The organism is Vibrio sp. MarTm2 (assembly GCF_027587055.1).
Taxonomy (GTDB): domain Bacteria; phylum Pseudomonadota; class Gammaproteobacteria; order Enterobacterales; family Vibrionaceae; genus Vibrio; species Vibrio sinaloensis_D.
This window is the reverse complement of the sequence record NZ_JAPPTK010000011.1, coordinates 64135-85674: the sequence shown is the minus strand read 5'-3', so window position 1 is coordinate 85674 and position 21540 is coordinate 64135. Positions and strand designations below refer to the sequence as shown.

General features: G+C 48.1%; 17 protein-coding genes. 15 read left to right on the top strand and 2 right to left on the bottom strand.

The features are described from left to right. The first annotated feature begins 23 nt into the window (after nucleotides 1-23). From arcC to OH458_RS17760, 11 genes are all read left to right on the top strand, one after another. Nucleotides 24-935: a carbamate kinase gene (gene arcC / locus OH458_RS17810; protein WP_005471046.1), complete on the top strand. Its 912-nt coding sequence runs from the start codon at nucleotides 24-26 to the stop codon at nucleotides 933-935. A 181-nt stretch (nucleotides 936-1116) separates the two neighbouring features. Then, nucleotides 1117-2127, top strand: a complete 1011-nt coding sequence (locus OH458_RS17805) for an ornithine carbamoyltransferase (RefSeq protein WP_005470961.1) — start codon at nucleotides 1117-1119, stop codon at nucleotides 2125-2127. A gap of 413 nt (nucleotides 2128-2540) precedes the next feature. Continuing rightward, nucleotides 2541-3470 carry an aspartate carbamoyltransferase gene (gene pyrB, locus OH458_RS17800; protein WP_005470974.1) on the top strand — a complete coding sequence of 310 codons (930 nt, stop codon included), beginning with the start codon at nucleotides 2541-2543 and terminating at the stop codon, nucleotides 3468-3470. Nucleotides 3471-3487: 17 nt separating this feature from the next. Next, nucleotides 3488-3952: an aspartate carbamoyltransferase regulatory subunit gene (pyrI, locus tag OH458_RS17795; protein ID WP_038139221.1), complete on the top strand. Its 465-nt coding sequence runs from the start codon at nucleotides 3488-3490 to the stop codon at nucleotides 3950-3952. A 292-nt stretch (nucleotides 3953-4244) separates the two neighbouring features. Further along, the gene (locus tag OH458_RS17790; RefSeq protein ID WP_005471135.1) at nucleotides 4245-4733 is read left to right on the top strand and encodes an arginine repressor; all 489 of its coding nucleotides are present in this window, start codon (nucleotides 4245-4247) and stop codon (nucleotides 4731-4733) included. Nucleotides 4734-4864: 131 nt separating this feature from the next. After that, nucleotides 4865-6661 carry a protein-disulfide reductase DsbD gene (locus OH458_RS17785; RefSeq protein WP_269979320.1) on the top strand — a complete coding sequence of 599 codons (1797 nt, stop codon included), beginning with the start codon at nucleotides 4865-4867 and terminating at the stop codon, nucleotides 6659-6661. A 285-nt stretch (nucleotides 6662-6946) separates the two neighbouring features. Then, on the top strand, nucleotides 6947-7582 hold the full coding sequence (locus tag OH458_RS17780; protein ID WP_005471143.1) for a response regulator transcription factor: 636 nt from the start codon (nucleotides 6947-6949) through the stop codon (nucleotides 7580-7582). Between the two features lie 104 nt (nucleotides 7583-7686). Beyond that, entirely contained in the window at nucleotides 7687-8316 is a 630-nt protein-coding gene (locus OH458_RS17775) for a MarC family protein (protein WP_039473089.1), read from the top strand. A gap of 217 nt (nucleotides 8317-8533) precedes the next feature. Further along, a complete protein-coding gene (locus tag OH458_RS17770) occupies nucleotides 8534-8797 on the top strand; it encodes a DUF4212 domain-containing protein (protein WP_005470918.1) in 264 nt (87 codons plus the stop codon). A 12-nt stretch (nucleotides 8798-8809) separates the two neighbouring features. Further along, on the top strand, nucleotides 8810-10537 hold the full coding sequence (locus tag OH458_RS17765) for a sodium:solute symporter family protein (RefSeq protein WP_269979319.1): 1728 nt from the start codon (nucleotides 8810-8812) through the stop codon (nucleotides 10535-10537). Nucleotides 10538-10632: 95 nt separating this feature from the next. Next, nucleotides 10633-11115 carry a hypothetical protein gene (locus tag OH458_RS17760; RefSeq protein WP_269979318.1) on the top strand — a complete coding sequence of 161 codons (483 nt, stop codon included), beginning with the start codon at nucleotides 10633-10635 and terminating at the stop codon, nucleotides 11113-11115. Nucleotides 11116-11179: 64 nt separating this feature from the next. On the opposite strand, the gene OH458_RS17755 is transcribed toward OH458_RS17760, so the two are convergent. Together OH458_RS17755 and OH458_RS17750 are read right to left on the bottom strand one after the other, a co-directional pair. After that, the gene (locus tag OH458_RS17755) at nucleotides 11180-14608 is read right to left on the bottom strand and encodes a hybrid sensor histidine kinase/response regulator (RefSeq protein WP_269979317.1); all 3429 of its coding nucleotides are present in this window, start codon (nucleotides 14606-14608) and stop codon (nucleotides 11180-11182) included. Nucleotides 14609-14719: 111 nt separating this feature from the next. Beyond that, the gene (locus OH458_RS17750) at nucleotides 14720-15898 is read right to left on the bottom strand and encodes a 3-phenylpropionate MFS transporter (protein WP_269979316.1); all 1179 of its coding nucleotides are present in this window, start codon (nucleotides 15896-15898) and stop codon (nucleotides 14720-14722) included. Nucleotides 15899-16110: 212 nt separating this feature from the next. On the opposite strand from OH458_RS17750, the gene OH458_RS17745 reads away from it, so the two are divergent. From OH458_RS17745 to aroQ, 4 genes are all read left to right on the top strand, one after another. Continuing rightward, a complete protein-coding gene (locus OH458_RS17745; RefSeq protein ID WP_269979315.1) occupies nucleotides 16111-17937 on the top strand; it encodes a DUF294 nucleotidyltransferase-like domain-containing protein in 1827 nt (608 codons plus the stop codon). Nucleotides 17938-17948: 11 nt separating this feature from the next. Beyond that, nucleotides 17949-18581: a 3'-5' exonuclease gene (locus tag OH458_RS17740; protein WP_038192702.1), complete on the top strand. Its 633-nt coding sequence runs from the start codon at nucleotides 17949-17951 to the stop codon at nucleotides 18579-18581. Between the two features lie 210 nt (nucleotides 18582-18791). After that, nucleotides 18792-20741, top strand: coding sequence for an acetate--CoA ligase (gene acs, locus OH458_RS17735; protein WP_269979314.1), 1950 nt, complete (start codon nucleotides 18792-18794; stop codon nucleotides 20739-20741). Nucleotides 20742-21049: 308 nt separating this feature from the next. Beyond that, nucleotides 21050-21499: a type II 3-dehydroquinate dehydratase gene (gene aroQ / locus OH458_RS17730; RefSeq protein ID WP_269979313.1), complete on the top strand. Its 450-nt coding sequence runs from the start codon at nucleotides 21050-21052 to the stop codon at nucleotides 21497-21499. Nucleotides 21500-21540: the final 41 nt, after the last annotated feature.

Genomic DNA, 21540 nt, shown 5'->3' with positions numbered 1-21540 from the left:
CCCCCTGCAGAGAGATTTTCAACATGACAAAACAAACAGTTGTTGTAGCACTAGGTGGTAACGCTCTACTTCGTCGCGGTGAGCCATTAGAAGCAGAAGTACAACGCCACAATATCGAAATCGCGGTTAAGACCATTTCTGAAATCGCACAAGAGTACAACGTCGTACTTGTTCATGGTAACGGCCCACAAGTTGGCTTATTGGCACTGCAAGGTTTGGAATACAAAAAAGTCGCTCCTTACCCACTTGATGTACTAGGCAGCGAAACGCAAGGCATGATCGGTTACATGCTAATGCAAGAGTTCAAAAACCAAATGCCGAATGTCAACGCAACTTGCATGCTAACGCAAATGACCGTGGATCCAAACGACCCAGCATTTGCGGACCCAACTAAGCCAATTGGTCCAATTTACGAAGAAGCCGAAGCGCGTGAACTGGCTGAGAAATACCATTGGACCATCAAGCCAGACGGCAAGCACTTCCGCCGCGTGGTTCCTAGCCCACAACCAACAGGCATCATCGAGCACGAAGCAATCACTGCGCTTATCGAACAAGGCCACTTGGTGATTTGTACCGGCGGCGGCGGCATCCCAGTGAAGCGCGAAAACGGCAAACTGGTGGGTGTTGAAGCGGTAATCGATAAAGACATGTCTGCTGCGTTCCTCGCGAAACAACTTGATGCCGATGCACTGCTTATCCTGACTGACGCTGATGCTGTTTACCTAGATTGGGGCAAACCAACACAGCACGCACTGCGCGGCACAACGCCAACTGAGCTGGCGAAATACGAGTTTGATGCAGGATCCATGGGACCAAAAATCGAAGCCTCGTGCGAGTTCATCAAGCAAGGCGGAAAAGTGGTCGGTATCGGCTCTTTGGAAGATGGCTTACGCATCCTTCAAGGTACCGCAGGCACCAATATCACGAAAGGCTAAACGAATTATTACCCCATAGCTGGAGCGAGTCATCGAGACGTCGACCCTCGTTGAATCATGACACTCATGCCTCGCTCCCCACTGTGGCAAACACTTAAAGCAACAAACACTATTAATTTCTGCGTTTTCTTACCTCTTTCCCTGCAATAAGAGAGCGCTATACCCTAAGAAGGAAAACATCATGGCTTTCAACCTACGCAACCGTAACTTCCTAAAACTACTAGACTTTACTCCACGTGAAATCCAACACTTCTTGGATCTATCAGCGGAGCTGAAAAAAGCGAAATACAACGGCTATGAGCAACCTCGTCTAAAAGGCAAAAACATTGCCCTAATCTTCGAGAAAACATCAACTCGTACACGTTGTGCATTTGAAGTTGCAGCATTTGACCAAGGCGCTCAAGTTTCTTACTTAGGCCCATCTGGTTCTCAAATCGGTCACAAAGAGTCAATGAAAGATACAGCACGCGTTCTTGGCCGCATGTATGACGGCATCGAGTACCGTGGTTTCGGTCAAGAAATCGTTGAAGAGCTAGGCGCTTACGCTGGCGTGCCAGTATGGAACGGCCTAACAGACGAATTCCACCCAACTCAAATCCTAGCTGACTTCCTAACTATGATGGAACACGGCCGTGGTAAACAGCTACACGAAATGAAGTTTGCTTACCTAGGTGATGCGCGCAACAACATGGGTAACTCTCTAATGGTTGGCGCAGCGAAAATGGGCATGGACATTCGCCTAGTCGCACCAAAAGCATTCTGGCCAGAAGAAGAGCTAGTAGCAACATGTCGCGAAATCGCAGAAGAAACAGGTGCGAAGATCACGCTAACTGAAGACGTTCAAGAAGGCGTTCAAGGCTGTGACTACCTATACACTGACGTATGGGTATCGATGGGCGAAGCGAAAGAAGCATGGGCTGAGCGTATCAACCTAATGATGCCTTACCAAGTCAACATGGACATGCTAAAAGCAACAGGCAACCCACATGTGAAATTCATGCACTGCCTACCAGCATTCCACGGTGAAGACACAACAGTTGGTAAACAGCTTGCGGCGGAATACCCACAACTGAAAGACGGTGTGGAAGTAACAGACGAAGTGGTTGAGTCTAAACACTCTATCGTATTCGACGAAGCAGAAAACCGCATGCACACCATCAAAGCTGTAATGGTTGCTACTCTAGGCGACTAATCTGCAGGGAAATGCGGACGGCAGGATTAGGGTTATCACTCCATGAATAAAGTCCGCATTTTTTTTCACACAGATTGAAACAAAATAGCGACCCAAACGCCTTCAAGCAAGTTCTCACAATGACTGAGAAAACGAAGCGAAAATATGCGAAATTCGCATAAAAATCCAATTTCTGGATACTTTTCGCAAACGCTTGCAAGGCGTTTTTTTGTGCGTATAATCCTCCGCAATTTGTCTAAGGAGTAGCAAAAATGACACAGCCACTGACAACAAATTGTTGTTACCAAACGCGCCCAGAATCGGGATCGTTGTCTGTTTCATTTTCTCCATTGATTCTATTTTAAAGCCTCCTATTTTAGGGGGCTTTTTTTTGTCTGTAATTTACGTTTGATTTGAGACAAGGACACACTGTTATGGCGCATTCATTGTTTAAAAAGCACATCATCTCCATCCCAGAGCTCAGCCGCAAAGAGCTAGAGCTTATCGTCGATACCGCAGCAAGATTAAAGGCAGAACCCAACCCTGAATTGCTGAAAAACAAAGTAGTAGCCAGCTGCTTCTTTGAGCCTTCAACGCGTACTCGCCTATCGTTTGAAACGGCAGTTGAGCGTTTGGGTGGCAGCGTAATCGGCTTTGACAACGGTGGTAACACGTCTCTGGCGAAAAAAGGCGAGACATTGGCGGACTCGGTTCAAGTTATCTCATCGTATGTGGATGCATTTGTGATGCGCCACCCACAAGAAGGCGCAGCACGTCTTGCTTCTGAGTTTTCTAATGGCGTGCCGATTGTTAACGGCGGTGACGGTGCAAACCAACACCCGACTCAAACGCTGCTCGACCTGTTCTCTATCCATGAAACGCAAGGCACACTAGACAACCTCAACGTCGCCTTTGTCGGTGATTTAAAATACGGCCGAACCGTACACTCTCTTACTCAAGCGCTAGCGAAATTCGACAATGTGCGCTTCTTCTTTATCGCACCTGACGCACTGGCCATGCCAGAATACATCTGTGAAGAGCTTGAAGAAGCAGGCATCAAGTTCAGCATGCACAACAACATTGAAGAAGTGGTGCCAGAGCTGGATGTGTTATACATGACTCGCGTACAAAAAGAGCGTTTTGACGAATCTGAGTACGCGCACATGAAGTCTGCGTTCATCTTAACCGCCGCCACTCTTGAAGGTGCGCGCGACAATCTAAAAGTGCTTCACCCTCTACCACGTGTTGACGAGATCACCGTCGATGTCGATAAAACCAAGCATGCTTACTACTTCGAACAAGCAGAAAACGGCGTCTACGCCCGCGAAGCATTACTTGCCCTAGTTCTTAACGAAAACATTTAATCAGCAGGAGAGACATCATGGTGAAAGAAACTCAACTACAAGTAGAAGCAATCCGCAACGGCTCTGTGATTGACCATATTCCTGCGCACGTTGGTATCAAAGTGCTAAAGCTGTTCAAAATGCACAAAGCGAATCAGCGCATTACGATTGGTCTTAACTTGCCATCTTCAGCGCTGGGCGCAAAAGATCTGATCAAGATTGAGAACACCTACTTAACCAAAGAGCAAGCAAGTCAACTGGCACTCTACGCGCCAAAAGCGACGGTTAATCAAATCGAAGAGTACAAGGTGGTAAGCAAGCTGAATTTAACGCTACCAGAGAGCATTGAAAGTGTGTTTGTCTGCCCGAACAGCAACTGTATTTCTCATGGTGAACCGGTAGAAAGCCGCTTTAAAGTTCAACAAAAACAGGAAAACGTGCACCTGAAATGTCACTACTGTGAAAAAGTATTCTCACGCGAAATCATGGCCGAAGCACGTTAAGCTCACTTTTCAAGGGCTACCATCTGTAGCCCTTTGATTCGTTGGATATTTATTCAACCAATAGGATAAATATCCAATCCATTCAGAACAAATCACCAAAAATCAAGATTTTACTTAGTTTTTTATTTGGCGATCCCATTCACAAAGCCGCACTATCTTTGGTGGTAAACTGGCTCCATATTCAACTAAGTCACCACGATAGAGTGACCGCTCAAGCGTTGGGCACAGAAGGGAGAATGGAGTGCCTAAGTTTACATGGACGATTTATCCGTACGTCACCTGAGGAGTTCCCATGAGTGAAACTCTAAACCCTATGAACATCGATTATACCGAAGATAAAACCCTGACAGCGGCTTGTAAGCGCTTGCTACAACAACAGAGTTTTGCCACTCAAAACGAACTGCGTGAAGCCTTAATTAACATTGGTTTCGAAGGCATCAGCCAATCGACTGTGTCACGCTTGTTGTCACAGTTGGGTGTGGTTAAAGTGCAAAATGCGTGTGGCAAAAAAGTCTACTGCATTACAGTAGAGACCGCCCCTGTGCGCGTCGAATCCTCGATATCTTCGCAAATAGAGTTCATTACCCACAACCAAGCCATGGTGGTGGTCAAGACACACCCAGGCAGCGCCCAGTTAGTGGCTCGCTTAGTCGATATTGATCCGCATACCGAGATCCTAGGTACCGTTGGCGGTAACGACACGGTATTGGTGATCCCGAAAGACACCGACAACATCGACGCATGTGAGCGCGTGGTTCGCACTCGACTTGGCGTCGCATAAGATTTCGGGCTAGGCGAAAACCTAGCCCAACATCATCACTGATAGTAATTTTCTTATCGATGAAACTAATTGCCGCCCTTCCCTGTCTTATTGAGTTAAAATAAACCAAATTTTACTCAAGTGACGAATTTATGCGCTTCGCCTTATCACTGCTTATTCTCTGTTTTACGGTCGTTTCTGCACCTGCATTGGCGCTCTTTGGCAATTCCAACTCCAGTCCGAGTTTTGCAAACAACAGCAATACGTTTGTTCCTGTCGATGAAGCCTTTCCGTTTAATTTCTACCAACAGGGTAATCGTGTCTTCCTCGATTGGCAGGTAAAACCCGACTACTACCTGTATCAGCATCGTATTTCCGTCACGGGAGAGAATGTCAATGTCGCCCAGGTCGAGATGCGTGATGGGGAGCCCTACAAAGATGAGTTTTTCGGTGATGTAAACATTTACACCACACCACTTTTTGCTGAAATTAACCTAGCCGATTACCAATCTGGGGCGCGTTTGATTATCCAATATCAAGGCTGCGCAAAAGCGGGGTTTTGTTACCCACCAGAGACACGGGTGATTGATGTCACCAGCTTTGAGTTTGACTCTGCGTCTAATGTCATTCCTGCGCAAAGTGACGCTAAAGCCGACGCCATCAATACTCCAAGCAAAGAAAGCGCACCACAATCTAAGGAAACAAGTCTAGCAGCCAAACTTAGCGACAGTTGGTGGACACCACTGCTGTTTCTTGCCCTTGGCGTGGGTTTGGCTTTTACGCCTTGTGTCTTGCCTATGTACCCTATTTTAACCAGCATCGTGTTAGGCAGCGGCAAGCTTAGCCACCGACGCGCTCTTGGCTTAGCCTTTATTTATGTGCAAGGGATGGCGTTGACCTACACCTTGCTCGGTTTAGTGGTCGCCTCTGCGGGCTTACAATTCCAAGCCGCCATGCAGCATCCTTATGTCTTGATTGGCTTGAGTGTTTTATTTGTCGCGCTGGCGCTGTCGATGTTTGGCTTATACACCATTCAATTGCCAAGTAGCGCACAAACTTGGCTCAATAACCTCAGTAACAAGCAGCAAGGCGGAAGCTCTTGGGGCGTCTTTGCTATGGGGGCGATTTCTGGACTAGTTTGTTCACCTTGCACCACCGCCCCACTGTCGGGCGCACTTCTTTACGTAGCTCAAAGCGGCGATTTGCTCACCGGTGGTGTGGCGCTCTACGCACTTGCGCTCGGGATGGGCATTCCACTGATGCTGGTTGCTGTGTTTGGTAATAAACTGCTACCAAAAGCAGGTAACTGGATGGATCGCGTGAAGACGCTATTTGGGTTCGTGTTACTTGCTGCGCCAATCTTCTTGCTTGAGCGCATCTTGCCGGAAGCATGGGCAACAGGCTTGTGGTCGGCACTGGGTATCGCAGCATTCGGTTGGCTTTACCATATTAAGAACAGTTTAGAGTTTGGCGGTTGGAAGCAGAGTACGGTCGGTATTATTGCCGTTTTGGGCTTGTTTGCGTCCGCCCAACCCGCGCTCAATTATTGGTTTGGCAATCACAGCGAGCAGCAAGTGCTGTCAACCATTGAGTTTCAGCGCATCAACAATGTCGCCGAGTTGAATCAGCAACTCGCGCTCGCCAAACAAGCGGGTAAACCGGTGATGCTCGACTTCTACGCTGATTGGTGTGTCGCCTGTAAAGAGTTTGAGAAATACACTTTCCACCAGCCAGATGTCGAAAACAAGTTGCAAGGTTTTGTTCTCCTTCAAGCCGATGTCACGAAGAACACACAGCAAGATATTGAGCTGCTTAAAGAACTGAAGGTGTTAGGCCTACCCACTATCGATTTTTGGGACGCAAACGGAAATGCCATCAGCAATGCACGCGTCACCGGCTTTATGCGAGCCGAACCTTTCTTAGCGCATTTGGTCACCCATAACCTATAAGCACCATTTATATCGCGCCTTGAAGACTCAAGGCGCGACAGCTCATCCCTGCCTCTTTTAAGCCTTACTATCGCTAGATGAGCTTTAGGTTACCCATAAGCCAAAAGCCTTATAACCTGCCGCGAACGTTGACGCGGCTATAGTTCCAAAACGCAATTCGCTCATCTATATGCAATTTTTCTAATAAAACCCGATACAGTTCAGACTTTTAGTGCATAAACATTGTCCACATTGCTAAAGGTGACAATAATTCTGTTAACCAAATTGTTATAAGTGCTTAACGTCATGGATTCGACCTACAACATCATCATCGCTGACGATCACCCGCTATTTCGAAATGCGCTGTTTCAATCCGTTCACATGGCGGTCAGCGGCGCGAACTTGCTCGAAGCGGATTCCTTAGACGCCTTACTTGCCGTACTCGCTCGTGAAGAGGAACCTGATCTTCTGCTGCTTGATCTCAAGATGCCTGGCGCGAATGGCATGTCTGGCTTAATTCACCTGAGAGCCGAGTACCCAGATCTGCCTATTGTGGTGGTGTCTGCCAGTGAAGAGCCGTCGGTCGTCACCCAAGTGAAAAGCCATGGCGCGTTTGGCTTTATTCCAAAATCAAGTGACATGCGCGAGCTCGTTAGCGCACTGAATCAAGTACTCAATGGCGAACCCTTCTTCCCTGAAGGCTCGATCACCAACAATGCGGCATGCAACGATTTGGCTCAGAAAATTGCCACCTTAACACCTCAGCAATACAAAGTCCTCGGAATGCTATCTGATGGCCTGCTCAATAAGCAGATTGCGTATGAATTAAATGTTTCAGAGGCGACCATCAAAGCCCATATGACGGCGATCTTTAGGAAGTTAGGGGTAAAAAACCGAACTCAAGCTGTCATTCTACTTCAGCAGCTTGAATCTGAAGCTTAACTGACGCCAGCCTGACACTTTTTAATAGTAAGCTTTGCTAAACTCTCCGAGTCAGGCAACAATCTGATTTACCCCTCTGTTCACTAACTCTGGGAGTATATCTCTTGCTAAGTGTCTTAATCACTCAATTCGTCGTTTTGTGGGCCGTGATTGATCCGGTCGGCTCCGTCCCTGTCTACCTATCACAAACTCATCACTTAACCGCTAAGCAGCGCAGACTTGTTGCGTTAAAAGCGGTGGGCATTGCCACTGGGGTGCTGCTGTTTTTCCTTGTGGTGGGTCAGCTTTTACTTGAAGCCATGCAAATCCCTTTACCCGCCTTCCAAGCAGCGGGAGGGCTGGTACTGTTGCTATTTGCACTGACCATGATTTTTGGTGAGTCCAAGCCTGAACAAGAGACAAAACTCAGTGAGGAAATCAGCCATTCCGATCTCGCCGACCTTGCTGTGTACCCTCTCGCCATTCCGTCGATTGCATCACCGGGAGCGATGATGGCCATCGTGATGCTCACTGACAACCATCGCTATTCGCTGATCGACCAAGGATTAACCGCAGCCGTGATGATTGTGGTGCTACTGATTACGTTGCTTTTGCTACTGGGTGCGACTCATATTCAGAAATGGATTGGCAACGTCGGCGCTGCGATTATTAGTCGGGTGATGGGGCTTATTTTAGCCGCGGTAGCCGTGAATAATCTGCTGATGGGGATTAAAGATTTCTATCTCGGTGGATAAATTTCCGCTGAATAGACCAGCAAACATTAGACTTTTGGCTAATTTAACACAACATTAACATCACAATTTCTCACCAGATCTATTTAAGCGCCTAATTTTTAGGCGCTTTTTGTTTTATACGCCCCGACTAAAGTTGAAAAGAGTTCTTGCCCCACCCTTGCTAATGTAGATGTTGAAACATTTCCTTAACAACAAAACCAATCGTAAGGAGGCGGCAATGGCGTTTGAAAGTCAGGATAAAGCCAAAGCCTATTGGGACAAAAACGTAAAACTGATGATCAACCTAATGGTGGTTTGGTTTGTCGTTTCTTTTGGCTGCGGCATCTTATTTGTCGACGTACTTAATCAATTTCAACTAGGTGGTTACAAGCTAGGCTTCTGGTTTGCTCAGCAAGGCTCCATCTATACCTTCCTAGGTATTATTTTCTACTACGCGTGGAAAATGCGCCAAATTGACCGTGAATTCGGCGTAGATGAGTAAGGAGTAACTCAGATGGATTTGAAAACTATCACTTACCTCGTTGTTGGTGCGACCTTTATCCTCTACATCGGTATTGCGATTTGGGCACGTGCTGGTTCAACTAAAGAGTTCTATGTTGCAGGCGGTGGTGTAAACCCTATCGCTAACGGCATGGCAACCGCAGCTGACTGGATGTCTGCAGCATCGTTTATCTCAATGGCAGGTCTGATTGCCTTTATGGGTTACGGCGGCTCTGTATTCCTAATGGGTTGGACAGGCGGTTACGTACTTCTCGCACTACTACTTGCGCCTTACCTACGTAAGTTCGGCAAGTTTACTGTACCAGAGTTCGTAGGTGAGCGTTTCTACTCAAACGCGGCACGTATCGTTGCGGTTGTGTGTCTTATCATTGCATCGGTCACGTACGTTATCGGTCAGATGAAAGGCGTGGGTGTTGCATTCGGTCGTTTCCTAGAAGTGGATTACTCAACGGGTCTTCTGATCGGTATGTGTATCGTATTCATGTACGCAGTAATGGGCGGCATGAAGGGCATTACCTACACGCAGATTGCTCAATATTGCGTACTCATTTTAGCTTACACTATCCCTGCAATCTTTATCTCTCTGCAACTGACGGGTAACCCACTGCCTCAGCTTGGCTTGGGTAGTACCATACAAGGCACCGATGTTTATCTACTCGATAGGCTCGACCAAGTGGTGACCGAACTCGGCTTTAGTGAATATACCACGCAAGTCCGTGGCGACACGCTGAACATGTTCGTTTACACCATGTCACTGATGATCGGTACAGCAGGTCTACCGCACGTAATTATCCGTTTCTTCACGGTACCTAAGGTACGCGACGCACGTACATCTGCAGGTTGGGCTCTAGTCTTTATCGCTATCCTATACACAACTGCTCCAGCAGTATCTGCAATGGCTCGTCTAAACCTAATGGATACAGTGAATCCAGCGCCAGGTCAGCACCTTGCTTACGATGAGCGTCCAGACTGGTTCAAGAACTGGGAGAAAACAGGTCTACTTGGTTTCGAAGATAAGAACGGCGATGGCAACATCCAATACACTTCTAGCACAGCAACCAATGAGCTAAAAGTTGACCGTGACATCATGGTACTGGCTAACCCTGAGATTGCGAAGCTACCAAACTGGGTAATCGCTCTAGTGGCAGCCGGTGGTCTAGCAGCCGCACTATCAACGGCAGCAGGTTTATTGCTGGCTATCTCGTCCGCGATATCCCATGACTTAATCAAAGGTGTTATTAATCCGAATATATCTGAGAAGAAAGAGCTGCTCGCCAGTCGGATCTCCATGGCGGTGGCGATTGCGGTGGCTGGTTATCTCGGCCTCAACCCGCCAGGCTTTGCCGCCGGTACGGTAGCGTTGGCCTTCGGTCTTGCTGCATCGTCCATCTTCCCGGCACTAATGATGGGTATCTTCAGTAAAGGCATCAACAAAGAAGGCGCAATCGCAGGTATGATTGCAGGTATCAGTATCACGCTATTCTACGTATTCCAACACAAAGGCATCCTATTCGTTGCTGATTGGACTTACCTAGAAAGCTGGGGTAGCAACTGGTTCCTAGGCATTGAGCCAAACGCATTCGGTGCAATTGGTGCTCTATTTAACTTCATCGTTGCATTCGGTGTGTCGAAAGTCACTGCTGAAACGCCACAAGAAGTGAAAGACTTGGTTGAACACGTACGTGTACCTGCAGGTGCTGGCGACGCTGTTGACCACTAATAACAATATCTAAACCACAAAAGCCCCTATTGGGGCTTTTTTATTCCAAATTTTGCGTTACCGTATTCGAAGTCTGTTGTAGCAAGGAAGCCAAGATGTTCAAAAATAAGCACTTTATAGTCGCTCTATTAGTTGCCCCAATTCTATCGATCATCGCCTATTTCGGTGCTGATATGGCGGTCAGTGAGAAACCTCACGCAGCCAAAGAAGGACAAAGCTATAAGTTGATTGCCAAATCCAACTGCCGATATACCAGCGGTCTTTGCGGAATGGAAAATGGTGAATTTAAAGTGCAGTTTCGTTCAGAAAAGCTCACCCAATCTGAGCTACAGCTCTCATTGAAGTCTCAATTTCCACTCGAGGGCATCAAACTCTCATTGGTCGACAGCCAAGATCAAACAGGTCAACCTATCGATATGGTTTCAGCCGATCAAGCAGGTCAAAACTGGTACGTTACGTTACCCAAACCTGCCTCAGCGGAAAGTTGGCTCCGCGTCGCGATTCAAGCCGAAGGCACGCTCTACTATGGCGAAACTCAAACCGCCTTTGTGAAATACGAGACGTTATTTACTGAATAATGTTCATCAAGAAATATTGAAGGGTTGGCACAAATGCCAACCCTTTCTTCTTCTAGCCAACTACCTAGACTCGATTCAAAATTGCTCTTAGTTTTAACGGTTTCACTGGTTTGGGTATAAAGGCAAATCCATTCGACTTAATGCCATCCATCATGTCGTTGGTACGGTCAGCACTGATAATCACGCCTTCAAAGCTGTCTCCCAGACGCAATCGGCACTGCTGTAATACCTCAAGGCCTGTTCGACCATTGTCGAGTCGATAGTCCGACAAAATCACATCAGGAAGCCAATTGTCTTCGATCGATTTCAAGCTCGTTACAATATCTGTTGCAGTGCGTACGTCACAGCCCCAACGCGCGAGCAGATTCTCCATCCCGGCCAAGATGTCCGTTTCATTATCCACGCACAGCACTTTCAAGTGACTTAAGTCAGAAACGGGGGCCGCTGGTTGCACTTGCGGTTGGACGAGCGCCTCCAATCCTCTTTTTAAGGTAATGGAAAAAACACTGCCTTGCCCCGGCCATGAGCGCATTGAAATTTGGTGGCCAAGCACATGCGCGATGCCCTTGGATATCGCTAAACCTAAGCCCAAACCTTGATCGGATCGCACTTGGCTACCGCGCGTAAACTCTTCAAAGATCTCTTGCTGTTTCTCTTCCTCAATGCCAGTACCGTTGTCCCAAACCTCAATCCGAGCTTGGCCATCGACGCGACGTACGCCAAGCACAACCTTACCCTTTGGATTATAACGGAACGCATTGGTTAAGAAGTTTTGCACTACGCGACGCAGCAGTTTCGGGTCTGACTGAACGATCAACTGGCTCGGGACCATTTCGAAATCAATCCCCTGCTGCTTAGCGAGCGCACTAAATTCCGCATTGAGGTTAGCCAGCACATCATTGATCGCAAAGGCATGCACGTTAACATCTAGCTTCCCAGACTCAAGACGTGAAATATCCAGCAAGTCACCAATCAAATCTTCCGCCGCACCTAACGCACTCTCTATGTGTTGCGAGAGTCTCTTGGTCTCTTCTTCTTGCGCCACTTCCGACAAAGACGATGCAAATAAACGCGCAGCATTGAGCGGCTGCATTAAGTCATGACTCACCGCAGCCAAAAAGCGAGACTTTGATTGAGACTCTAACTCTGAACGTTGCGTTGCAGCAACAAGCTGTTTATTGAGGTTTTCCAGTTCTTGAGTTCGCTTGTGTACACGCTCCTCCAAGGATTCGTTGGCTTCTTTTAGGGCCTGCTCTGCATCTCTAAATACGGTGATATCGGTAAAGCTCATTACGAATCCACCACCCGGCATCGGATTCCCTTGCACTTCAATCACTCGCCCATCAGGACGGATACGTGATGAGGTATGACGCGTGCCTTGCTCTAGGTGATACACGCGGCGGCGTACATGCTCTTCCGGATCGCCCGGGCCACAGAGCCCTTGTTGTGCATTGTGTCGAATCACATCCGCAATCGGCCGACCAACCTGAATCAATCCCGTCGGAAAGGTAAACAGCTCCAAATAACGCTGGTTCCAAGCCACCAGCCTGAGCTGCTTATCAACCACCGCAATGCCTTGGCCAATGTGTTCAATCGCCCCTTGCAGTAACCCGCGACTAAAGTCATACAGCTCAGAGGCTTCATCGACAATGGTTGCGACCTCTTCCAACTGCATATTGCGCCCTTGCAAAGCGGACGTAAGTACCAACTTCGCTGACGAGGCACCAAATACCCCTGCCAACACGCGTTCAGTATGGCGAATGAGGGTGGAAGGCGCTTGTTGATTCGGCAACATGGTTTCATGCTGCTGCATCCAATATTGTTTGAAGGCATTGCGAACCCGCTGCCTGCCCACAAAGCGAGACGCGAGCATCTCCAATTCACCGACCGTGACTCGGCTTTGGTAGAGACTCATGTTTTCACTTTCCGGCAGCGGTGTACCGACAAAGGAGGCAGATTGCAGTCGCTCACTCAAACTTGAGCGAGTAACCAAAGAGACCAACACATAGCTGATCGCATTGATAGTCACACTGAGCACAATGCCCCAATCGGAGCTTTTTATTCCGGCGTTTTCTAATAGATCGGGTGGTGTCACGACCCACAATAAGAAGTTGCTGCTGGCATCACCGGCTAGCATGTCGGTTTGACTCATCAGGGTAATCAACCAGATGGTAAATCCTAATCCAAGCCCAACGTAGGCGCCTTTTCGGTTGCCCTGACGCCAATACATTCCACCGAGGATGGCTGGCGCAAACTGGGTAATGGCAGCAAAAGAGAGAAAACCAATCGCCGACAAGGAGTGAATATTGCCCAAAGCTTGATAAAAGCCCCACGCGCCGAGCAGCAAGAGTAGAATCAAAGCACGGCGAATCACCAGCAACAAGCCAGAGAAATGACGATGATTGCGCTGCGACAATCGCATTCTGCGCAGCAACAGAGGCATCACCAGATCGTTCGAAACCATAATCGCCAGCGCAATGGTCGATACGATCACCATGCCACTCGCCGCTGATGTCCCGCCCAAGAAGGCGAGTAAGGCAATGTCTTGTGCTCCTACCGCCATCGGTAAACTGATCACATAAGTGTCGGCACTGACGCCAGAAAGCATACTCTGCCCCACCCAAGCAATAGGAAGAACGAACAGCCCCATCAACACCAAATAAGCAGGGAACAACCAACGTGCCGTATGCAGGTCTTGCGCTCGTTCATTCTCAACCACCATGGTATGAAACTGACGCGGCAAACAGACGATCGCCATCATGGTCAACAAAGTGTGGATGACCAAGGTAGGAATATTGGGCGATTGATAGGTTTGCGAGGCGATGTCGAGCAGTTCTATGTCACTGCGATTGAGCGCAAGATAGAGAATAAAGCAGCCCACCACTAAGAAGGCGACTAACTTAAGCAAAGATTCAAATGCGATCGCCATCATCATACCGCGATGATGCTCGGTGTTATCAATATGACGAGTACCAAACAGCATAGTGAAGATGGCTAATGCAGCGACAACAAACCATGAGACATCAAACCCTTGCCCTGAGACATTGTCCGCGAGATCTGGCGCGATGATCTCGAGCCCCATGGTAATGCCGCGTAGCTGAAGGGCGATGTACGGCAAGATACCCGCGACCGCAATCAAGGTGACGACCACCGCTAACCCTTGCGACTTACCATAGCGGGCAGCAATAAAGTCGGCGATTGAGGTAATGTGTTCGCGTTTTGCGGTGATGATCAAACGCGCAAGTATTCGCCATCCGAGGGTAAACACAATAATCGGGGCGATATAAATGGGCAGAAATGACCAAGGGTTATTACTCGCTTGCCCGACCGTGCCATAGAAGGTCCAAGAAGTACAATAAACCGCAATCGACAAGCTATAAATCCACGGTCGCCATTTTGCCAACCACTTCGTCTGCTTGTCACCGTACCAGGCAATGAGAAACAATAGCCCTAGATACAGCAGCGACACTAAGATCACCAACCAACCTTGCATCAGATATCCTTATCGAATCGTCGATTCTCTTTTTATCATCAATAAAAAAGCCCTCCATCATGGAGAGCTTTCATTTAACTAAGGATATCTACTGAACTCAATCAGACAGGGTTAATTCTGTGGTTCAGGCTCCATAACCTTGCGTGGCGATTTCACCTTAGGTTCAACACGAATAAACAACGCTAATACACCCATTACGGCCATCGCCCAGAAGACATTCGCCCCCCAGTGCTCGTAACCCCAACCACTTAACGTCGTCATTAACGCAATAAAGGCGCCCAAAGGAATCGCGTTATACAGCGCCTGCAACGCCACCATTTTGCGTGGCTCTGAATCTTGGATATATTGGATGGCGGCAATGTGGCCAATCGCAAACGTCACTCCATGCAACAGCTGGATCAACACCAGCGCCAACAGCATCGTTGTTGATGCCGTTAAGCCCCAACGCACAATAACGCCAATAGCGGCCACCACAAACAACGCACGCAGTGTCCACCCTGCGAACAAACGCTTACTCAGCGCGAAGATTGCCACTTCAGAGACCACTCCTAGGCTCCACAAGTAGCCGATAATATCTTCCGAGTAGCCCGCTTCTTTCCAATAAATGGAACTGAAACTGTAATACGCCGCGTGACTGCCTTGAATCAATGCGACCAAGACAAGAAACTTGACTACTGGCCCTTCACGAAGCAAGTCCATCAACTTGGGTCTTTCGGTGTGTTCTTCGACTTCCGTTACTGGCATTGGGTTGATGCTGCGCATCGAGAAGATAAGCGCCGCCGCTATCCCCGCCAATGCGGTAAACAAAATCATATCGCTGCCATATTGAGCCACTAAAAAGCCCACCACGGTCGAGCCTGCAATAAACGCAATCGAGCCCCACAAGCGAGTGCGACCATAATCCAGCACCTTCAGGCGAGAGTAGTAATTCGCCATCGCATCGGACAACGGGACAGCCGGACCACAACAGAGATTAAATAGGACCGTTGCCAGCACCATCATCCAGAAGTTGCCGCCGGTGAAGAAATGGAATGCAATAAAGAGTAACGAGGCAAAACTTAACCAACGTAATGCTGGCATTAAATGTTCGACTTTATGAAGTCGCGGCGTCAGTACTAAGTTAGCGACGCAGCGGGTCGCGAAACCAATACCGACCAAAAGACCAATATCGGTCGCAGAGACGCCCTGCTCTTCAAACCACAAAGCCCAAAACGGCAAATAGACACCATACGCAAAGAAAAAACCAACAAAATACTGGGATATCCAGCCGTAGGGGGTAGGGGTCAGCATCGTTACCTCGGATTGCTAAAGAACTGAAACTCTATTATCCACGTTGTTACCCCAGTTAAAAGGGAAGATTATTCCCATTATTTTTTCCCTTATTGTCCAACTGGCTAGCCCTGAAAAACAGCGTTTCCCCCAATTCGACCAAAGTCGTCTGGCGAATCCAACCAGATCAGGCACACTTACTCTATGGTCTCTTGCACACTTGTAGGTCGCTCATGCCCGATAAATTTAATATGCAATCCCCACCGTTTGATCGCTTAGATGAGAAACAGCAAATCTCACTGCGCGCCGCATTAGATGTGGCTTACTTTCGCGAAAAGGAGGCCATTTTAAAGGCCAACAGTGACAGCCAGCATCTCTATATATTAATCAAAGGGGCGGTCGAAGAGCGCAGCGAGGATGGCCAAGAGATCTTTGCTCACTACGCGAATGACGACTTATTTGATGTGCGCGCCTTATTTGAGGGGCAAGCCAAACATCATTATGTCGCCCTTGAAGATACCCTCGTCTACTTGTTACCTAAGGCGGTTTTTCTCGAGCTCTATAATGAAAACGGCCAATTTGCTGCCTACTTCGATACCAACCTCGCCAAACGGCAAGAGCTGATTGAAGCGGCGCAACAGCAACAAAACTTAGCCGAGTTTATCCTGACCAAAGTCGACCGTGGCATTTATCACCCACCAATGATTTTACAGCCAGAACAGCCATTGAATGAAGTCACCAAAACCTTAAAAGAGAACGGTTTGGACTCCGCATTGGTCAGACTGCATGACGACGACATTCGCTTATTGGATGACCCACACCATCTGCCTTATGGCATCATCACACGCACTAACATGCTGCATGCGGTGATGCTCGATGAGCATCCGTTAGATACCCCCGTTGGGCGCATTGCCACTTTCCCTGTGGTGCACATCGACGACGGTGACTTTCTCTTCAACGCCATGATCAAAATGACGCGAAATCGCATGAAGCGAGTCATGGTCGCTGACGGCAAAGAAGCGGTGGGCATGTTGGACATGACGCAAATCTTGAGTGCGTTTTCAACCCACTCCCATGTCCTGACGTTGAGCATTGCTCGCTCATCCTGCGTTGAAGAGCTGGCGATGGCCTCAAACCGCCAGCGTCAATTGGTCGATAGCCTATTAAGCAACGGCATCCGCACCCGATTTATCATGGAGCTTATCTCTGCGGTCAATGAGCAAATCATCGAAAAAGCCTTTGAACTGATTGTTCCTCCTGCCCTTCACGACCACTGTTGTTTGGTCGTTTTAGGCTCAGAAGGGCGTGGAGAACAAATCCTAAAAACCGACCAAGACAACGCTCTAATCATCAAAGATGGTTTGCATTGGCATCAGTGTGAAAAAGTGATGGATCAACTGACGCACACACTGCAACAGCTAGGCTACCCACTCTGCCCCGGCAACGTGATGGTCAACAACCCTAAATGGGTCAAGAGCCAAACGGAATGGAAAAAAGTTCTCACTAAGTGGTCCAAACCTACCGCGTCTGAGCAGGTGATGGATCTGGCGATCTTTACCGATGCTCACGCCGTCGCGGGGAATAAAGAGCTGCTTGCCCCTGTAAGACACCACCTTCGAGAATTGATGCTTAACAATATGTTGGCACTGCAAGACTTCTGTCGACCAGCGCTGCAATTCTCTTTGCCCCTCACTCTGTTTGGCAACGTAAAAAAGGACAAGCAAGGGGTCGATTTAAAAAGTGGCGGCATTTTTCCTATCGTCCACGGCGTGCGTACGTTGGCTCTCGAATACGGCATCGAAGAGAGCAATACCTTTGATCGTATTGAAGCATTGCGACACAAACGCATTCTAGAGCATGACACTGCCGATAACCTTAATGAAGCGCTCAAGTTGTTTTTTAAATTACGTCTTGGTCAGCAGCTGGCCAACCAACACAGCAGTAATCGAATCGATTTAACACTGCTTGAACGCACCGAGCGCGATCTGCTGCGCCATAGTTTTCACGTGGTTAAGAAATTCAAACAGTTTCTTGGCTATCATTATCAGATACGGGATTAAGGGAGACCGCGATGAACTGGCTTCAACGTCGTTATTGGTATCTCAAGTTGAAAGGCTCGCCCTATCGACCGCTGTTTGGCACGCTACAAAAAGGCGAGTATGTCTCACTAGACTGCGAAACCACCAGCTTGGATCCCAATCGAGCTGAGTTGGTGACCATTGCGGCCACCAAGATTATTGATAACCGCATCATAACCAGCCGCCCCTTTGAAGTACGGCTACGAGCGCCTCAATCTTTGGATTCTAGCTCGGTCAAGATTCATCAAATGCGCCATCAAGATTTGGTCGATGGGCTCGATGAAAAGCAGGCTCTGATTAAATTACTCGAGTTTGTTGGCAATCGCCCTTTAGTGGGCTATCACATCCGTTATGATAAAAAAATTCTCGATTTAGCCTGTCGCCGCCACCTTGGGTTTCCCCTCCCCAACCCGCTGATTGAAGTGAGCCAGATTTATCACGACAAACTCGAACGCCATTTACCCAATGCGTATTTTGACTTGAGTCTGGATGCCATTTGCAAGCACCTGGACTTACCAATGCAGGATAAACATGACGCTCTGCAAGACGCGATTTCCGCAGCCTTGGTCTTTGTTCGCTTAACAAAAGGTGATCTTCCTAGCCTAAATTTGCCTTACGTCAGATAAATTATCATACGACCGAGTTCTCAATTTGCGTTTTAATTCCTTAATTTTTAAGCATAAGTCTCTCTCTCATCCTAAAGTCTAATTGTCGAATCTCAGCCTGTGATTGAAAGTTATAGCCATAGGGAATTTACAACGTCAGGGTCAAGTGACCTTATCGTTTAAAACGGACACTTGCTCGATTCAAATGAATTAAGCACAAGGAGAAAAGCAATGAGTGAAGCCCATATCTATCCGGTAAAAGAAAACATCAAAAAAAATACCCACGCGGATAACGATACTTACCAAGCCATGTACCAACAATCGGTCACTGATCCTATCGGCTTCTGGAGCGAGCACGGAAAAATCGTCGATTGGATGAAGCCTTTCACCAAAGTAAAGAATACCTCTTTCGACACAGGCCACGTCGATATCCGCTGGTTTGAAGATGGCACACTCAATGTTTCTGCTAACTGTATTGACCGCCACCTAGCCGAGCGTGGTGATGACGTTGCCATCATTTGGGAAGGTGACGATCCAAATGATGACAGCACACTCACTTTCAAAGAACTGCACAAAGAAGTGTGTCAGTTTGCTAACGCACTGAAAGAGCAAGGCGTTCGCAAAGGAGACGTGGTGTGCCTTTACATGCCAATGGTGACTGAAGCTGCCGTTGCTATGCTCGCTTGTACTCGAATCGGCGCAGTCCACACTGTGGTATTTGGTGGTTTCTCTCCGGAAGCCCTGTCAGGCCGTATCATCGATTCAGATGCGAAAGTCGTCATCACCGCAGACGAAGGCGTTCGTGGTGGTCGCGCTGTACCACTGAAGAAAAACGTTGATGAAGCACTGACTAACCCAGAAGTGAAGACCATCGAAAAAGTGATCGTAATGAAGCGCACCGGTGGTGACATCGACTGGCACGAACACCGCGACGTTTGGTGGCATGAAGCAACGGCGAACGTCTCTTCAGACTGCCCACCAGAAGAGATGAAAGCCGAAGACCCGCTATTTATCCTTTACACGTCAGGCTCAACAGGTAAACCAAAAGGCGTACTTCACACCACAGGCGGCTACCTAGTATATGCAGCAATGACGTTCAAATACGTCTTTGACTACCAACCAGGGGAAACCTTCTGGTGTACCGCAGATGTGGGTTGGATTACGGGGCACACTTACCTAATCTACGGTCCATTGGCAAACGGCGCGAAGACCATTCTATTTGAAGGTGTGCCAAACTACCCAAGCACCAACCGTATGAGCCAAGTGGTCGACAAGCACCAAGTCAATATCCTTTACACAGCGCCAACCGCTATTCGTGCATTAATGGCGAAAGGTAACGAAGCGGTGGAAGGCACCTCTCGTAGCAGCCTACGTATCATGGGCTCAGTGGGCGAACCGATTAACCCAGAAGCGTGGGAGTGGTACTACAAGACCATCGGTAATGAAAACTCTCCAATCGTTGACACTTGGTGGCAAACCGAAACGGGGGGCATCCTAATCGCCCCACTTCCTGGTGCGACGGATCTAAAACCAGGTTCGGCAACGCGTCCATTCTTCGGTGTTCAGCCTGCTCTTGTTGATAACATGGGTAACATCATTGAAGGCGCAACAGACGGCAACCTAGTAATTCTAGATTCATGGCCAGGTCAGATGCGTACTGTTTACGGTGACCACGACCGCTTTGAACAAACTTACTTCTCTACCTTTAAAGGCATGTACTTCACAAGTGACGGTGCTCGTCGTGATGAAGATGGTTACTACTGGATCACAGGCCGTGTTGATGACGTTCTAAACGTATCGGGCCACCGCATGGGTACTGCTGAAATCGAATCAGCACTGGTTGCACACGATAAGATTGCCGAAGCTGCGATTGTCGGTATCCCACACGATATCAAAGGTCAGGCTATCTACGCTTACATCACGCTTAATGATGGTGAATTCCCAAGCGCAGAACTGCACGCAGAAGTGAAAAACTGGGTGCGTAAAGAGATTGGCCCAATTGCAACACCAGACGTGCTGCACTGGACAGACTCTCTACCGAAGACGCGTTCAGGTAAAATCATGCGTCGTATTCTGCGTAAGATTGCGACGGGCGATACCAGTAACCTAGGAGATACCTCAACGCTCGCCGATCCAAGCGTGGTTGATAAACTCATCGCAGAGAAAGCAGAGCTGGTATAAGCCAAACCTGTTTAAAACACCTACCAACACCCAAAGTCGCCGCTTATGTGGCGACTTTTTTGTTTGTTGGAGCACAAAATCGCCCTAGGAAATGGCTCGAATATGACCAATTTTGTTACCTTGGTTGCAAAATCGCCCCGCACCTCTGGCTGATTAGACCAGTAAATTGCTGCTAAATGCGCTGAATTAGCTATAATCTGGGTCTATTTCAAAGATCCAGCCGAATTTCTTACAAAGAAACCATGCTGAATCGACGATAATATGGGAATATCTAAGTTCGACTCATGTACTAGGAAGATAGCGACATAATGACAGCAAAATCACGCATTCTTGTCTTAAACGGTCCAAATCTCAACCTGCTAGGGCTACGTGAACCCGCTCACTACGGTTCTCAAACGCTTTCGCAGATCATTGATTCCCTGACCGAACAAGCACAACTTGCCAATGTAGAACTGGAACATCTACAGTCAAATCGCGAGCACGAACTGATTGAAAAAATCCACACAGCGTATGGCAACGTGGATTTTATTATTATCAATCCAGCAGCGTTTACGCACACCAGTGTCGCGCTACGTGATGCTCTACTGGGCGTTGCCATCCCATTTATCGAAGTGCATTTATCCAATGTACATGCCCGAGAACCTTTCCGTCATCACTCTTACCTGTCTGATAAAGCAGAAGGGGTGATTTGTGGTTTAGGGGCTCAAGGCTATGAATTCGCATTGTCGGCAGCCATTAACAAGTTGCAGGCAAGCTAACCCAACAAACGTTAAAGTCACTGGCTATTAACGTCACAGAA

Bases quoted from the DNA above. Each gene is read 5' to 3' on its own strand.
- arcC (WP_005471046.1), top strand. From the start codon at position 24: ATGACAAAACAAACAGTTGTTGTAGCACTAGGTGGTAACGCTCTACTT.
- OH458_RS17805 (WP_005470961.1), top strand. From the start codon at position 1,117: ATGGCTTTCAACCTACGCAACCGTAACTTCCTAAAACTACTAGACTTT.
- pyrB (WP_005470974.1), top strand. From the start codon at position 2,541: ATGGCGCATTCATTGTTTAAAAAGCACATCATCTCCATCCCAGAGCTC.
- pyrI (WP_038139221.1), top strand. From the start codon at position 3,488: ATGGTGAAAGAAACTCAACTACAAGTAGAAGCAATCCGCAACGGCTCT.
- OH458_RS17790 (WP_005471135.1), top strand. From the start codon at position 4,245: ATGAGTGAAACTCTAAACCCTATGAACATCGATTATACCGAAGATAAA.
- OH458_RS17785 (WP_269979320.1), top strand. From the start codon at position 4,865: ATGCGCTTCGCCTTATCACTGCTTATTCTCTGTTTTACGGTCGTTTCT.
- OH458_RS17780 (WP_005471143.1), top strand. From the start codon at position 6,947: ATGGATTCGACCTACAACATCATCATCGCTGACGATCACCCGCTATTT.
- OH458_RS17770 (WP_005470918.1), top strand. From the start codon at position 8,534: ATGGCGTTTGAAAGTCAGGATAAAGCCAAAGCCTATTGGGACAAAAAC.
- OH458_RS17765 (WP_269979319.1), top strand. From the start codon at position 8,810: ATGGATTTGAAAACTATCACTTACCTCGTTGTTGGTGCGACCTTTATC.
- OH458_RS17760 (WP_269979318.1), top strand. From the start codon at position 10,633: ATGTTCAAAAATAAGCACTTTATAGTCGCTCTATTAGTTGCCCCAATT.
- OH458_RS17755 (WP_269979317.1), bottom strand. From the start codon at position 14,608: ATGCAAGGTTGGTTGGTGATCTTAGTGTCGCTGCTGTATCTAGGGCTA.
- OH458_RS17750 (WP_269979316.1), bottom strand. From the start codon at position 15,898: ATGCTGACCCCTACCCCCTACGGCTGGATATCCCAGTATTTTGTTGGT.
- OH458_RS17745 (WP_269979315.1), top strand. From the start codon at position 16,111: ATGCCCGATAAATTTAATATGCAATCCCCACCGTTTGATCGCTTAGAT.
- OH458_RS17740 (WP_038192702.1), top strand. From the start codon at position 17,949: ATGAACTGGCTTCAACGTCGTTATTGGTATCTCAAGTTGAAAGGCTCG.
- acs (WP_269979314.1), top strand. From the start codon at position 18,792: ATGAGTGAAGCCCATATCTATCCGGTAAAAGAAAACATCAAAAAAAAT.
- aroQ (WP_269979313.1), top strand. From the start codon at position 21,050: ATGACAGCAAAATCACGCATTCTTGTCTTAAACGGTCCAAATCTCAAC.